At 54.4% G+C, this 14,863-nt stretch carries 13 protein-coding genes and 1 pseudogene; 1 reads left to right on the forward strand and 13 read right to left on the reverse strand.

Annotation, left to right across the window (positions count from 1 at the left end; genetic code table 11):
* Positions 1-98: 98 nt before the first annotated feature.
* The 12 genes and pseudogenes from deoC to HGBM_RS04845 all read right to left on the reverse strand — a co-directional run bounded on the left by deoC (position 99) and on the right by HGBM_RS04845 (position 13,176).
* On the reverse strand, positions 99-767 hold the full coding sequence (gene deoC / locus HGBM_RS31550) for a deoxyribose-phosphate aldolase (protein ID WP_245552892.1): 669 nt from the start codon (positions 765-767) through the stop codon (positions 99-101).
* Between the two features lie 81 nt (positions 768-848).
* Positions 849-1,199: pseudogene (locus HGBM_RS31555) on the reverse strand (NUDIX hydrolase); the annotation flags it as partial.
* Positions 1,196-2,554, reverse strand: a complete 1,359-nt coding sequence (mtaB, locus tag HGBM_RS04800) for a tRNA (N(6)-L-threonylcarbamoyladenosine(37)-C(2))-methylthiotransferase MtaB (protein WP_019119952.1) — start codon at positions 2,552-2,554, stop codon at positions 1,196-1,198. The gene mtaB and the pseudogene HGBM_RS31555, both read right to left, overlap by 4 nt.
* Positions 2,547-3,317, reverse strand: a complete 771-nt coding sequence (locus tag HGBM_RS04805; RefSeq protein WP_019119953.1) for a 16S rRNA (uracil(1498)-N(3))-methyltransferase — start codon at positions 3,315-3,317, stop codon at positions 2,547-2,549. Before HGBM_RS04805 ends, mtaB begins: the two co-directional genes overlap by 8 nt.
* 19 nt (positions 3,318-3,336) lie before the next feature.
* On the reverse strand, positions 3,337-4,272 hold the full coding sequence (gene prmA, locus HGBM_RS04810; RefSeq protein ID WP_019119954.1) for a 50S ribosomal protein L11 methyltransferase: 936 nt from the start codon (positions 4,270-4,272) through the stop codon (positions 3,337-3,339).
* A 38-nt stretch (positions 4,273-4,310) separates the two neighbouring features.
* Positions 4,311-5,444, reverse strand: a complete 1,134-nt coding sequence (gene dnaJ, locus HGBM_RS04815) for a molecular chaperone DnaJ (protein ID WP_019119955.1) — start codon at positions 5,442-5,444, stop codon at positions 4,311-4,313.
* A 141-nt stretch (positions 5,445-5,585) separates the two neighbouring features.
* Positions 5,586-7,421 carry a molecular chaperone DnaK gene (gene dnaK, locus HGBM_RS04820; protein WP_019119956.1) on the reverse strand — a complete coding sequence of 612 codons (1,836 nt, stop codon included), beginning with the start codon at positions 7,419-7,421 and terminating at the stop codon, positions 5,586-5,588.
* A 117-nt stretch (positions 7,422-7,538) separates the two neighbouring features.
* Complete coding sequence (gene grpE / locus HGBM_RS04825; RefSeq protein WP_019119957.1) at positions 7,539-8,117, reverse strand: nucleotide exchange factor GrpE; 579 nt, start codon at positions 8,115-8,117, stop codon at positions 7,539-7,541.
* A gap of 38 nt (positions 8,118-8,155) precedes the next feature.
* The gene (hrcA, locus tag HGBM_RS04830) at positions 8,156-9,187 is read right to left on the reverse strand and encodes a heat-inducible transcriptional repressor HrcA (RefSeq protein ID WP_019119958.1); all 1,032 of its coding nucleotides are present in this window, start codon (positions 9,185-9,187) and stop codon (positions 8,156-8,158) included.
* A gap of 229 nt (positions 9,188-9,416) precedes the next feature.
* Positions 9,417-10,562 (reverse strand): radical SAM family heme chaperone HemW, encoded by a 1,146-nt coding sequence (gene hemW, locus HGBM_RS04835; RefSeq protein WP_019119959.1) that lies wholly within the window; start codon positions 10,560-10,562, stop codon positions 9,417-9,419.
* A gap of 79 nt (positions 10,563-10,641) precedes the next feature.
* The gene (gene lepA, locus HGBM_RS04840) at positions 10,642-12,459 is read right to left on the reverse strand and encodes a translation elongation factor 4 (protein WP_019119960.1); all 1,818 of its coding nucleotides are present in this window, start codon (positions 12,457-12,459) and stop codon (positions 10,642-10,644) included.
* Positions 12,460-12,570: 111 nt separating this feature from the next.
* On the reverse strand, positions 12,571-13,176 hold the full coding sequence (locus tag HGBM_RS04845) for a TetR/AcrR family transcriptional regulator (protein ID WP_019119961.1): 606 nt from the start codon (positions 13,174-13,176) through the stop codon (positions 12,571-12,573).
* Positions 13,177-13,283: 107 nt separating this feature from the next.
* Here HGBM_RS04845 and cyoE point away from each other — a divergent pair, with 107 nt between their 5' ends.
* On the forward strand, positions 13,284-14,201 hold the full coding sequence (gene cyoE, locus HGBM_RS04850; RefSeq protein WP_019119962.1) for a heme o synthase: 918 nt from the start codon (positions 13,284-13,286) through the stop codon (positions 14,199-14,201).
* 68 nt (positions 14,202-14,269) lie between these two features.
* Here cyoE and HGBM_RS04855 read toward each other — a convergent pair whose 3' ends face one another.
* Positions 14,270-14,812: a cupin domain-containing protein gene (locus tag HGBM_RS04855; RefSeq protein WP_026074214.1), complete on the reverse strand. Its 543-nt coding sequence runs from the start codon at positions 14,810-14,812 to the stop codon at positions 14,270-14,272.
* Positions 14,813-14,863: the final 51 nt, after the last annotated feature.

Genomic DNA, 14,863 nt, shown 5'->3' on the forward strand with positions numbered 1-14,863 from the left:
GAAGGTGGCGGGAGTCTTCAATTTTTCGGGAGATTCTGATTCAGAAGACGACAAGGAACCCGGCCTGAAACCAGCCGAGGTCCTCGTCATGATATAAGTCAGTATCTGCTGCCGGATGAAGCTTCTCCTTTGCAGATCGCTACGCCTGAACTGGTCCCGATGCGGGTGGCGCCCGCTTCGATCATCGCCAGTGCGGCAGCGCGGTCACGGATTCCTCCGGAAGCTTTTACGCCGATGTCAGGGCCGACAGTCTTGCGCATCAGAGCGATATCCTCCACAGTTGCCCCCCCGGTGGAAAAACCGGTTGACGTCTTGACGTAATGGGCCCCTGCCTCCACGCTGAGCTTGCAGGCGGTCACTTTCTCTTGATCGCCAAGCAGGCAGGTTTCCAGGATGACTTTCACCAGTGCGCCATCTGCCGCTTCGACGACCGCGGCCACGTCCCGTTTTACCAGTTCGTAGTCGCCCGATTTGAGCGCCCCGATGTTCAGCACCATGTCAACTTCCGCAGCGCCGTTGGCGACGGCATCGCGGGTCTCGGCCGCCTTTGCCTCGGGTGTAGTCGCTCCGAGCGGAAAGCCGATGACCGTACATACCTTTACATTTGTCCCGGCCAGTTTTTCCGCTGACCGTTTTACCCATGTCGGGTTGACACACACGGATGCGAAGCCGTACTCTTTCGCTTCCGCACACAGCTGGTCGATCATCTCCGCCGTCGCCTCCGGCTTCAGCAGCGTGTGGTCAATGTACTTGTTCAGTTGCAGCATCCCTGACACCTCGATTCCTAACTGGCGCAGCGCCGATTGGACTACGCTGTCGTTGTTGCCGTAGCCTTGCTCCCGTTGGCGCCGCCACGCTTCCTCCGGCTCGAGCCAATAGACAGCGCTGATCTCCTCTTCCTGGGCAGCAAGCGCATCGGTAACGGCTTCGACAAGGTAGTAGTGGACTTCCTTGTCGATTTTTGTGCCGCTGACGGGATGAACGTACTGGTAGACGACCGTCTCCAGATGGCCGGCCAGCCGCCCCCGCACTCCCGTCTCCTCCGTAATTTCACGCAGGGCAGTCTCTTCCAGCGTCTCGCCAGGTTCCTGTTTTCCCTTCGCCAAGGTCCATTTGCCGAATCGGTCCTCGATCATCATCAGCGATACCTGACCGTTTTGTTTCCGGTAGACAACTCCGCCAGCCGAGATTTCCTTCATACCACTTTTTCCTTGATCAATGGGAGTTTGCCGTCGTCCAAAACGCGGACGAACGTTCCGTGGCAGTACTCGGACCCCGGTTCATCGAGGCGCACCTTGCACACTTTGCCGATCATGTGGGGGGTTCCCGGGAAGACGACGTTCAAGTAGTTATCGGAGTACCCCATCAATAGGCCGCTTTCCGGGTCCTCTTTAAACGGCCGCTCCGGAATGACCTCCAGCACGTCGCCGACAAATTGCTTCGAGTAGTTGACGGTCAGCTCTGTATTCAGCTCCAGCAGCCGATCGACCCGCTCTTTTTTGATCTCGTCCGGGATCTGATCGGTCATCCGGGCCGCCGGAGTTCCTGTCCGCATCGAGTACGGGAAGACGTGCAGCTCGGAAAATCCGACCTCTTTAATAAAGTTGTAGGTATTTTGGAACTGCTCGTCCGTCTCGCCCGGGAAGCCGACGATCACGTCTGTCGTCAGCGCCACTCCAGGGAGCGCCTCCCGCACTTTTACCATGCGCTCGCGGAACTGGGCAGTGGTGTACTTGCGGCGCATCCGTTTCAGCACCTCGTCGTCACCCGCTTGCAGCGGCACGTGCAGATGGCGGCAAACCTTGTCGGAACCATCGATGACGGCGATCACTTCATCCGTGATCTGACTTGCCTCGATCGAACTGATGCGAATTCGCTTCAGTCCCTCTACCTGGTGCAGGTCTACGAGCAGCTTAGCCAGATTGTAGTTGTCCAGATCCTCGCCGTACCCGCCGGTGTGAATCCCCGTCAGGACGATCTCCAGGTAACCGGCTTTGACCAGTTTTTCCGCCTGCTCGATGACGCTCTCCGGTTTGCGCGAACGCATCAGTCCGCGCGCCCATGGAATGATGCAGAACGTGCAGAAGTTGTTGCAGCCTTCTTGAATTTTCAGGGAAGCGCGCGTCCGGTCGGTAAACGACGGCACGTCCAGCTCTTCAAATTCACGCGCTTTCATGATGTTGCCCACCGCGTTGATCGGCTGTCTTTCCCGGCGGATTTGCTCCACGTATTCTACCAATTTTTCCCTTCCCTGGGTTCCAACGATAATATCGACACCGGGAATTTCTGCGATTTCGTTTGGGGATGTCTGTGCGTAGCAGCCGGTCACGGCAATAATCGCCTCGGGATTGTGGCGTATCGCCCGCCGGATCACTTGGCGGCTCTTCTTGTCACCCGTGTTGGTCACGGTGCAGGTGTTGATCACGTAGACGTCGGCCGAATCCGCTTCAAAGTCGACACGCTGGTAGCCGTTTGACTGGAACAACTGCCAAATCGCTTCCGTTTCATAACTGTTTACCTTGCAACCCAATGTGTAGAAAGCAACGCTAGCCATTGCTCTCCCTCCTTTCGCCGTTTGTCTGTTCAAAGTGATAAGAAACCGCCGCAAGCACGTACTGACTGGCCGTTTCGGTGCGCAGGATGCGCGGGCCAAGCGAGACGGCCACAGCACCGGCCGCTGTCGCCTGGGCCGCTTCCTCTGCCGAGAAGCCGCCCTCCGGACCGATCAACACGAGCAGGGAATCCCCTGGCCCAAGGCTGTCCAGTACAGCGTGCAGACCGAATCCGCTCGACTGCTCATAGGCAATCGCACAGGCCGTATAGCGCGGTATCTCCTCTATCGTCTGCTGAAAAGACCGCGCCGGCAGTACTACAGGCAGTCTCGTCCGGTGTGACTGCTCTGCCGCTTCCTTGACGATCTTCTGCCAGCGCTCCCGTTTTTTTGGTTCCTTTTTCTCATCCAGCTTGGCGACAGCCCGTTCTGATGAAAACGGGAAAAAGGCGGACGCTCCAAGCTCCGTCCCCTTCTGTAGAATCCACTCCCATTTGTCGCCCTTTGGCAGCCCCTGCGCAATCGTCACGTCAATCGGCAATTCGCGCTGTTCGTCGAGCCATTCGACGACCTCTGCCTGCACCAGATTGCGGCCAGCATCCAACTGAGAAAGCCGCGCCCTGGCTGTGCGCGACTGCCCATCACTGACCACAATTTCCTGCCCTGTACGACTTCGCATCACTTTGACGATATGGTGGACATCATCGCCCGTAATCGTCACGAGGTGGCCTGATATTTGATGAGGCTCGACAAAGTAACGCTGCATGAGTTGTAACCCCACTATTCTACCTTTTTTTTGCGATAATTGCTACCCAGTCGTCCATGTAAATCGTTTCAATTACTTCCAGTCCTGTCTGCTCAAGCTGCCGCTTGACATCGGCCTCTCTCGCACTGATAATCCCGGAAGCGATAAACGTGCCGTTCGGGGTGAGCACACCAGCTACATCGTCCGTGCAGCGAATGATCACTTCCGCCAAAATGTTGGCGACGACCAGCTCCGCCGGTTCAGACACGTTGTCGAGCAGATTGTTCTGTTTGACGGTGACGATGCCGCCTACCTTGTTGATCTTTACATTCTCCTGGGCCGAACGGACCGCCACTTCGTCCAAATCAAAGGCAAGCACCCTGGATGCGCCCAATTTGGCCGCGGCAATACTGAGGATACCGGTGCCTGTGCCGACATCGTACACCCTGTCTCCCGTCTGCAGATACTTCTCGAGCGAACGAATGCACAATACGGTGGTAGGGTGTGTGCCCGTACCAAACGCCATCCCCGGGTCCATCTCAATCACCAGTTCATCGCCTTCTGGGGAATACTCCTCCCAGATCGGCGTGATGGCGATCCGCTCGGAGACTTTGATCGGCTTGTAGTACTTTTTCCAGGCCGAGGCCCATTCGTCTTCGTGAATCTCCGTCAGCGTCACCGTTCCTTTTCCCAGATCGAGACCGTACAAGAGCAGCTGGTTGAGCTGGTTTTTAATCTCTTCCACCGTCTCGCCAAGGTAACTGTTGACGGGCAAATACCCTTTTACGTATACCCCTTCTGTCGGGAAATCGTCCGGGGAGAGCTGGTAGATCTCACCGTACGGCGTATCCCAGTCGCGAAACAACACTTCCGGGTCTTCGATCACAACCCCGTTGGCACCTGCTTCGTGCAAAATATTGGATACTGCCTCGACCGCCTCTGCAGTCGTATGGATGCAGATTTCGGACCATAACATAAAACTCCCACTCTCCCCTTGGCTCTCTTTACACGAAGTCACTCACCGCGAAAGGCCCGCTTCACTTTGTCAAAAAAACTCTCGTCGTTGTGCGGCACTTCCTGAGGTACACCGCTGCCGAGGTCGGCAAACTCGCGCAGCAGTTCCTTTTGCTTCTCGGACAGTTTGGTCGGCGTTACGACCCTCACCTTCACGTGCTGGTCGCCGCGTCCGCTGCCGCGCAGATGCGGCACGCCCTTGCCCCTCAGCCTAAAATACGTCTCCGTCTGCGTGCCAGCCGGAATCTTCAGCTTGACCCTGCCGTCCACGGTCGGCACCTCAATCTCGTCCCCCAGCGCCGCCTGGGCAAAATTGATCGGCATTTCGCAGTAGATATCGTTTCCTTCCCGCTCGAAGAACTCATGGGGTTTGACCCGCAGCACGACGTACAAGTCCCCGGGCGGTCCGCCGTTTACCCCCGGTTCGCCTTCTCCTGCTACGCGCAGTTGGGCGCCGTCGTCAACGCCAGCAGGGATGTTGAGGTGGATTTTCCGCCGCACCTTGACGCGGCCCGTACCGCGGCAATGGGCGCACTTTTCCTTCACCACTTTGCCTTTTCCCCCACAGGTCTGACAGACGCGACGGTTGACGATCCGCCCGAAAGGCGTGTTCGCCACCACTTCCTGCTGTCCCGTGCCGTTGCATGTCTGACAGGTCTCCACGCCCGTTCCGGGTTTCGCCCCTGTACCGTGGCAGGTGCCGCATTCGTCCTCTTTGGGAATTTCGATCTCCGCTTCCTTGCCGAAGATCGCCTCTTTGAAGTCGATCTTCAGCGCAAACTGCAGGTCGGCCCCTTTCCGCGGCGCATTCGGATTGGCGCGACGTCCGCCGCCGAAAAACATATCAAAAATATCGCCGAATCCGCCCATATCGGAGGCGTCGAATCCGCCAAAGCCGCCGCCACCAAAGCCCTGGCCCGGATCCTGGTGCCCAAACCGGTCGTAATTTGCTTTCTTTTGCGGATCGGACAATACGTCGTACGCTTCTTTTACTTCTTTAAACTTTTCCGCCGCATCCGGTTCTTTATTGACATCGGGGTGGTACTGGCGGGCCAACTTCCGGTAGGCCTTCTTGATTTCCTCCGGGCCGGCATCTTTCCCCAGGCCTAGCACCTCATAGTAATCCCGCTTCATCGATAAAATCACTCCCGTATCGAAACAAATCAAAAGTAACTATATCACGTCGATGGCGATGCTTCAATGATTGGATTCGTCAGCGAAAAAAGTCAAAGTCAAGCAAACCCTGACTTTGACTTTTTACCTGCTGCATTCGGCTTATTTTTTGTCGTCTACGACTTCGTAATCAGCGTCGACCACATTGTCTTTCTTCGGTTCGCTGCCGCCTGCCGCATCCGCGCCGCCGGCGTTTTGTGCGGCTTGTGCGGCCTGTTCGTACAGTTTCACCGAAAGCTGCTGAACGATCTGCGAGAGTTCCTCTTTCGCGCTCTTGATTTCGTCGATGCTGCCGCTCTCAAGCGCTTTCTTCACTTTTTCCTTCGCCTCGTTGGCCTTGTCGATTTCCGCTTGGTCGACCTTGCCTTCCAGCTCTTTCAACGTCTTTTCAGTAGTGAAGACGAGTTGGTCGGCTTCGTTGCGAGTCTCTGCCTCTTCCTTGCGTTTCTTGTCGGCTTCGGCGTTGAGTTCCGCTTCTTTTACCATACGCTCGATCTCTTCATCCGACAGTCCGGAATTGGAAGTAATCGTAATCCGCTGTTCCTTGCCGGTGCCGAGATCCTTCGCCCGCACGTTGACAATCCCGTTGGCATCGATGTCAAAGGTGACCTCGATCTGCGGGATGCCGCGCGGTGCCGGAGGAATATCGGTCAACTGGAAGCGGCCAAGCGTTTTATTGTCTGCCGCCATCTGTCTTTCCCCTTGCAGAACGTGAATGTCTACCGCTGTCTGGTTGTCGGCTGCTGTGGAGAAGACCTGCGACTTGCTGGTCGGGATGGTCGTATTGCGTTCGATCAGCTTGGTGAATACGCCGCCCAGGGTCTCAATCCCGAGTGAAAGCGGGGTAACGTCAAGCAGTACCACGTCTTTGACATCACCGGTGAGCACGCCGGCCTGAACAGCTGCACCCAGGGCCACGACTTCGTCCGGGTTGACCCCTTTATGCGGTTCCTTGCCGATAAACTTCCTGATGGCTTCCTGTACGGCCGGGATGCGCGTCGAGCCGCCCACCAGAATCACGCGGTCGATTTGGTTCGGCGACAGGCCGGCGTCTTGCAGGGCTTGACGGGTAGGACCCATCGTCCGCTCTACCAAGTGTGCGGTGAGTTCTTCAAATTTGGCGCGGGTCAGGTTCAGCTCCAGGTGTTTCGGACCGCTGGCATCGGCCGTGATGAACGGCAGCGAAATGGTCGTGGTCAGCACGCCGGACAAGTCTTTCTTCGCCTTCTCCGCTGCGTCTTTCAAGCGCTGCATCGCCATGCGGTCTTTGGACAGGTCGATACCGTGTTCCTTCTTGAATTCGCTGACCAGATAGTCGATGATCGCCTGGTCGAAGTCGTCGCCGCCCAGCTTGTTGTCACCAGAAGTGGCTTTTACTTCAAAGAAGCCTTCCGACAGCTCCAGGATGGAGACGTCGAACGTACCGCCACCGAGGTCGTACACGAGCACGGTGTGGTCCTCAGACTTTTCGATCCCGTAAGCGAGCGCGGCAGCAGTCGGTTCGTTGACGATCCGCAGCACTTCCAGCCCGGCGATTTTCCCGGCGTCCTTGGTCGCCTGTCGCTGGCTGTCGTTGAAGTAGGCCGGTACGGTGATGACTGCCTGCGTGACCGGTTGGCCGAGGTACGCTTCCGCGTCGGATTTGAGCTTCTGCAGAATCATCGCGGAGATCTCTTGCGGCGTGTACTCTTTGCCTTCCAGCGTTACTTTATGGTTGGTTCCCATCCATCGCTTGATCGAGATCACGGTGTTGTCAGGGTTGGTAATCGCTTGCCGTTTTGCGGCCTCGCCGACGATCCGCTCGCCATTTTTAAAAGCGACGACTGACGGGGTCGTGCGGTTGCCTTCCGGGTTGGGAATGACGACAGGTTCGCCGCCTTCCATGATAGCTACACAAGAGTTGGTTGTTCCTAAGTCAATGCCGATTACGCGACTCATATCTACATTTCCTCCTTCAAAAGTTCAAACCGTTTCTTGGAAAACCAGGACCCGTGCCAAGCTTCATTCTGGCCGCAGCCAAGACAAGGCAACAGGCACACATGCCTGGCTGCGGGTCTACGCGTTTACCTTTACCATCGCGGGACGAATGACCCTGTCTTTGAACAGATAGCCTTTCTGCAGTTCTTCCACGACGACACCTGATTCGAATTCAGGGTCTTCCACCTGCATCACGGCCTGGTGAACGTTGAGATCGAATGGCTTGCCGACCGACTCAATCGGGGACAGGCCTTCTTTCTCCAGCAGTTGCACCATCTGGCGGTAGATCATGTTTACTCCCTCTAATAGGGTATCCACAGTCAGCGATTCTTTATCAACGGAAAGCGCACGCTCGAAATTATCCAGTGTCGGCAGCATGGCCTCTACCAGGTTCATGGAAGCGTATTTCGCCAGGTCTTCTTGTTCCTTGCGCATGCGGCGGCGCATATTGTCCATATCGGCCATTGCCCGCAGCAGCCGATTTTGGGTTTCTTCGGCCAGAGCCTTGTAGCGCTGAAGCTCGCTGGCCAGATCTGTTTGTTCCGCCGCTTCTTCAGCGGTTTCGGCGGCCTGGTTTGCTTCATCCGCTTGTGCTTCTGCCTTCTCTTCGGCAATCTGCTCCTCTTGGGCTTCTACTGTTGGTTCTTTTTCAGCCACGATCTTACCTCCTATGTAAGCGGACAAGCGCCCGCTTTTTACTTTCCTTCAAACTGATTGGTCAGGATTTTGCTCAACCCTACAGCCAGATGGTCGAGAACCGTAAACACCTTTCCGTACTCCATCCGTGTCGGGCCGAGTATCCCCACCATGCCGACGGGCTTCCCATCCAGGTAGTAGGGGGTCGTAATGATAGTGCACTGCTTGACGGCATCAACGACATTCTCCTGGCCGATGCGGATCTGCGTACCAGTGTGAACCTCGCCAAACAATCGGATCAGTTGATCGTTTTGCTCCAAGAGCTCCAGTATATCCTTCACCTTTTCCACGTCCCGAAACTCGGGCTGAGCCATGATCTTCGTCGCGCCGCTGAGGAAAACGCGATCGGTCGGTTCATTTTTGAACGTCCCTTCTAGGATGTGCAGCATTTCCTCATACTGTTCCACATTGCGCCGCATTTCTTGCGCGATTTCCTCGTACATGCGGCAGCGAAGCTGCCAAAGCGGCACGTCGATCAGCTTGCTGTTGAGGATGTTCACCAGCTTCTCAATCTCCGAGGCGGATATTCCGTGGGGCAGGTCTATCAGTTTATTTTCCACGTGCCCTGTGTTCGTCACGATGATCGCTACTGCTTGGGCATCACTCAGCGGAATGATCTGTACGTGTTTCAAGCGGTGCTCGAATATCTCCGGCCCGAGCACAACCGCCGTGTAGTTGGTCAACTGCGAAAGAATCGCCGCCGTCTCTTCGATCACGCGTTCGACGTGGCTGATTTGGTCCGTAAACAGCTGCTTCAGCTTGCCCATCTCTTCGCTGGTCAGCATCTGCTGCTTTACCAGGTGATCAACATAAAAACGGTACCCCTTGGTCGAAGGCACCCGGCCCGCCGAGGTATGGGGCTGCTCAAGATATCCCAATTCTTCCAGATCGGCCATTTCATTGCGGATTGTGGCGGAACTGAATCCGATATCTTCGCGTTTTGAAATCGTCCGGGAGCCAACCGGTTCGGCGGAGCTAATGTAGTTATCCACAATCGCATTCAAAATCAAGCGTTGTCGTTCAGACAGCATGCTGTTACGCCCCCTTTTGATGAAAACGTTCCAACGCTCACAAACACAATTCTCGGATGCGGCCGCTAAAACAACGGCAAACCATGAGCGTATCCAGGCAAGCAACATAGAGCGGCCGGTTTGTTAGCACTCCAAGCGATCGAGTGCTAAATATACTATATAAATTATCAGCATATTGCGTGTTTGTCAACTTCTTCAAACAGGGAAATGTATCGCTTCCGGGGTGCCGTCAGTCGCGCAGGAAGCGGGCGAACACCTCGTTGCCGAGCGGCAGGGCACGCTTGCTCAGCCGCAGATGGCTGGCCGTCTCCTCCAGCATGCCTTTGGCCAATTCCTCTGCAACGATGCTTCCGAACTCGGCTTCAATCGTCCGTCCAAACCGGGCGGCAAAACGCGCCTTGTCGACACCTTCGCGCAGCCGCAGGCCCAAAATCATCTGATCTTCCATCGCCTCGCTATCGCTCACGGCAAACCCCTCCACGCGCGGCAGCCCCTCATGGGCCATCCTGGTGTAGATGGCCAACGGTCCGGCGTTGACGTGCCGCCAGCCGTCCACATACCCGTGTGCTCCCGCTCCGAGCCCGTAGTAGTCGTTATTGAGCCAGTAGGTTTTGTTGTGCCGGCTTTCTTTTCCCGGCCTGGCGAAATTGCTGATCTCGTACATGTGCAGGCCGCTTTTCTCCATCGTGTCGATCAGGGTGAGGTACATCTCCAGTTCCACCTCTTCTGTCGGCAGGGGGAGCTGGTCTTTTTGATATAAAGTATGAAACAACGTATTTTCCTCTACCTTTAAACTGTAGACGGAGAGATGGGAGAGGGGCAGTTCCAGCGCCTTGCCCAGCGATTCGCGAAACATCTCTAGGGTCTGGTCCGGCAGGCCGAACATCAGGTCGATGGAAAGGTTGTCAAACCCGGCACGCACGGCGTTTTCCAGGCTGGCATAGACATCGCTGACGTCGTGGATCCGGCCGAGCCGCTTGAGCAGACGGTCATCAAACGACTGGACGCCGAAGCTGAGCCGATTTACCCCAAAAGAGCGCATCAGGGACAGCTTGTCGTAATCGGTCGTGCCGGGGTTGGCTTCCATGCTCCACTCGTAGCCTGGGGCCAGCCGATCGCCCAGGTGTGCCTGTACGATCTCCAAAAACGCTTGCATCTGTCTTTGGTCCAGGAAGGTGGGCGTACCGCCGCCGACGAAGATCGTCTCGATCTCCTCCGCCGGCGTCCGGGCAAATGTCAGCTCCATCTCTGCCCGCAAGGCATCCAGGTAGTCCCAGATGAGCTGCGGATTGTTGGTCACAAAGGAGTTGAAGTCGCAGTAGTAGCACTTGTTGGTGCAAAACGGGATGTGAATGTAAACCGACTTGGGGGGCATTGCACTCCGCTCCTTTCCGTTAAACAAAAACAGACGTACAAAGACCTGACGCCGTTTCGTTCGCCAGGTCGCACCAATCCTATTTTTTGTCGTCCATCCGCAGGACAGCCATGAAGGCTTCTTGCGGCACTTCTACCGAACCGACTGCTTTCATCCGCTTTTTCCCCTCTTTTTGCTTTTCGAGGAGTTTGCGCTTCCGGCTGATATCCCCGCCGTAACACTTGGCCAGCACGTTTTTGCGCAGTGCGCTGATTGTCTCGCGAGCCACGATCTTATGGCCGATCGCCGCCTGGATGGGCACTTCAAACTGCTGGCGCGGAATCAGTTCCTTCAATTTCTCGCAGATGACCTTGCCGCGCCCGTATGCGCTGTCTTTGTGCACGATAAAGGAGAGGGCGTCCACAACTTCGCCGTTCAGCAGAATATCCATTTTCACCAGTTTCGACGGCTTGTAGCCCGCCATCTCGTAGTCAAAGGAAGCGTAGCCCTTGGTCCCTGATTTCAGCAGGTCGAAAAAGTCGTAGACGATCTCCGACAGCGGGATGTCGTACTTCAGCTGGACGCGGTTTTCGCCCAGGTACTGCATGTCCAGGAACTCTCCCCGCTTTCCCTGGCAGAGCTGCATGACGTCGCCTACGTAGTCCTTGGGCACCATCACGGTAGCCGTCACATATGGCTCTTCGATCTGCTCGATCTTCTGCACGGGCGGCATCTTCGACGGATTGTCGATCTCCAGCACCTCCCCGTTCGTCTGGGTGACGCGGTAGATGACACTGGGCGCCGTCGTGATCAGGTCGATGTTGAACTCCCGTTCGATCCGCTCCTGGATGATCTCCATGTGCAAAAGTCCCAGGAAGCCGCAGCGGAAGCCAAAGCCGAGCGCTTGCGACGTCTCCGGTTCGAACTGCAGCGAGGCATCGTTCAGCTGCAGTTTTTCCAGCGCCTCGCGCAGATCGTTGTACTCGCTCGTGTCGATCGGATACAATCCGCAGAAGACCATCGGGTTGATCTTCCGGTAACCGGGCAGCGGTTCGGCTGCCGGCCGGCTCGCATCGGTAATCGTATCGCCGACGCGGGTGTCGCCGACCGTCTTGATCGACGCGGCAACGTAGCCGACATCTCCCACCGTCAATTCTTCCACAGGCGTCTGGTGCGGAGTCGAGGTGCCTACTTCAGTGACCTCGAATGTCTTGTTCGTCGCCATCATCTTGATCTTCATGCCCTTGCGCATGGTTCCGTTGACGATCCGCACGGAAGCGATAACGCCGCGGTAAGGGTCAAAGTAAGAGTCGAAGATCAAAGCCTGCAGTGGGGCATCGGGATCGCCCTCTGGAGCAGGGATCTTCGTCACAACCGCTTCCAGTACGTCCTCGATGCCGATGCCGGCCTTGGCCGAGGTCAGGCAGGCGTCACTGGCGTCCAGGCCGATGACGTCTTCCACTTCCTGCTTGACGCGTTCCGGCTCTGCACTGGGCAGGTCGATTTTATTGATGATCGGGATGATCTCCAGGTTGTTGTCCAGCGCCAGGTAGACGTTGGCCAGGGTCTGCGCTTCGATCCCCTGCGCCGCGTCGACCACCAGCAGCGCGCCCTCGCAGGCTGCCAGGCTTCGGGAGACTTCATAGGTAAAATCGACGTGTCCCGGTGTGTCGATCAGGTGCAGGATGTACTCCTGCCCGTCTTTTGCCTTGTATTGCAAACGCACGGCATTCAACTTGATCGTAATCCCGCGCTCTCGCTCCAAATCCATCGAATCAAGAAATTGCGCCTCCATCTCGCGTGACGAGAGAGCCCCCGTCAACTCCAGGATCCGGTCGGCCAACGTTGACTTCCCATGGTCGATGTGGGCTATGATAGAGAAGTTGCGAATGTGTTTTTGTCTTTCTCGGCGATCCATATGTCAATTCCCTCCCACACGCTGTGGACAATAAGCTTTGCAAAAAATGCACTATGATCGATTATAACAAAGCAAAAAAATGACAGCAATATAAGCTTCCATACCGGAAGCCTAAGATGGCGACAGAAACAGATTTTGCAGCGCTTTTCCATATAAATGAAGGGGCACACAGTCTTCACTAATATAAGAAAATATGGCCATACCATTTTCTAACGAAAGAATCGCCCATGCCATCTCATCTGCAGTCAAGTTTGACTCATGATTCTCTTTCGACCTCAATTTCTCAATGGCCTTGGAAATTTGTTCTACCGATTCTGTTATCATGTTAGACCATTTTTGGCGAACCGGTTCTTCACGCATCGCATAAAGAAGAAATTCCATGTTAAGCATGCTCCACGTTTGATTTTCCTGCCTGACAGAAAGGAAGTATTCGTCCATTGTTTCGATAAAATGGGAAAGGGAATGCTGCTGCTCTATGATTTGATGGATTTGCTCCACATGCAGCCGCATTTGTTGTTCCAATATGGCCAGAAAGAGCTCTTCTTTGGAGTGAAAATGAGCATAAACCGCCCCTTTGCTAAATCCAGCGTTTTCAGCAATTTTATCAACAGAAGCTCCGTGAAAGCCTGACTCGGCAAAGGTCCTGGCAGCGGATTCCAAGAGCAACTGCCGTGTTTCCCTTTTTCGCTCCTCTTGGGTTAATCTTCGTCTGACCATGCTTCTTCCTCCCTCTCTTGACAATCATACCATATAGAATTAACATACCAAATAGTATATAAATTCTATTCAGTATGAAAATTATCATTTAAGGAAAGAGGGGAATAATGCGAAGGGAAGAAAACCTTGCTGCCCAGAAGCAGAGTTTGTCAAAAATTTTGTCGCAAACGGTTAAAACAGGGATTATTAAATCAAACCTTATTCCGATGTTTGCGGGATTAACATTGGCATTATATACATATCAAATCAGCCTTGTTGAGAAGCTTTCAGAAATCATCTTTGCCTTGATTGGTTCGATTTTGGTAATGGGTGCAGCTGGAGCTTTCAACAACTTGTATGACCGAGATATAGATTCTCTCATGGAAAGAACCAAAAACAGACCAACCGTGACAGGAGAAATAAAGCCCAAAGCAGTGTTATGGCTTGGGATCTTCACGTCTGTCTTCGGAATAGCAGCGCTTGCATTAACAACTCCTCTAGCAGCATTCCTGGGGTTTCTAGGTTTGTTTTTTTATGTTGTCCCCTATACGATGTGGAGCAAGAGAAGAACCATTTACAATACGGAGATTGGAAGTATTTCTGGAGCAATGCCGCCTCTCATCGGATGGGCTGCTATTTATCCGGATATCACACATCCTGTCATTCTTGGCCTTTTTGTGATTACAGTCATTTGGCAAATGCCGCATTTCTATGCCATAGCGATTCGGAAGCACGACGAGTACAAGGCTGCAAAGGTTCCTATGCTTCCGGTAGTCAAAGGTGTGAGAAGAACATATAGACAAACGAACATGTATTTAATCGTTTTAATTGCCATAAGTTTTCTTTTTGGGACTTTAAGCCTCGGCCTTATGTTGGTAGCCCTGCTTTTAAGTGTTTCCTGGCTTCTTTTAAGCATTTTCGGTTATAAAAAGATGGATTCGGAGAAATGGGCAAGATCAATGTTTGTTTTCTCCCTCTTTCATATGACGGTCTTGTTTTCGACGGTCATTATCTATTCGCTTATGGGCGTTATTTTTCACGCATAAAAAATTGATCTTCAAAAAACAGGAAAAAGGAGCCGGAACGTGCAAACCCGCTGCACGGCGGCTCCTTCTTAAAATGAGGGAGGAGTGACTACCCAGATGCTGACGCAATCCGTATCCCCAATGTTCTTGTAATGGTGGGGAAGCGATGCGTCGTAGTAGATCGCATCCCCTGCTTCCAGCGTATACGTCGTCTGGCCGACGGTGTAGAGCAGCCTGCCGGTAATGATGTAACCGATCTCCTCTCCAGAGTGGGCGTGCGATTTTTTGCCCGATGCCGCACCCGGCTTCAGGGTGAGCAGCATCGCTTCCAGCGCTTTGTTCCGCGACGGGGAGAGCAATTCATAGAGGATCGAGTCGTCCTTTGCCCTGATCATCGCAACCCGCTCGTCCTTCCTGACGACGACGCCTTCTTCTTTTTCGTCATGCAGCAGGTCGACGAACGAAATAGAGAGGGCATCGACGATCTTCCTGAGCGACTCGATCGTCGGACTGTTGATATTGCGCTCTACATTGCTCAGATATCCGGTGGACAAGCCTGTTTTTTTGGCCAGCTCGGAAAGGGTCATCCGCTGCCCCTGCCGAATCTCCTTCAACTTTGCTCCAATATCCATCACCACGGTACTTCATCCTTTGGTCTGGTTTCAACTTTATCTTCGCTCCTT

The sequence above is a fragment of the Brevibacillus massiliensis genome (genome assembly GCF_000311785.1).
GTDB classification, from domain to species: Bacteria; Bacillota; Bacilli; order Brevibacillales; family Brevibacillaceae; genus Brevibacillus_C; species Brevibacillus_C massiliensis.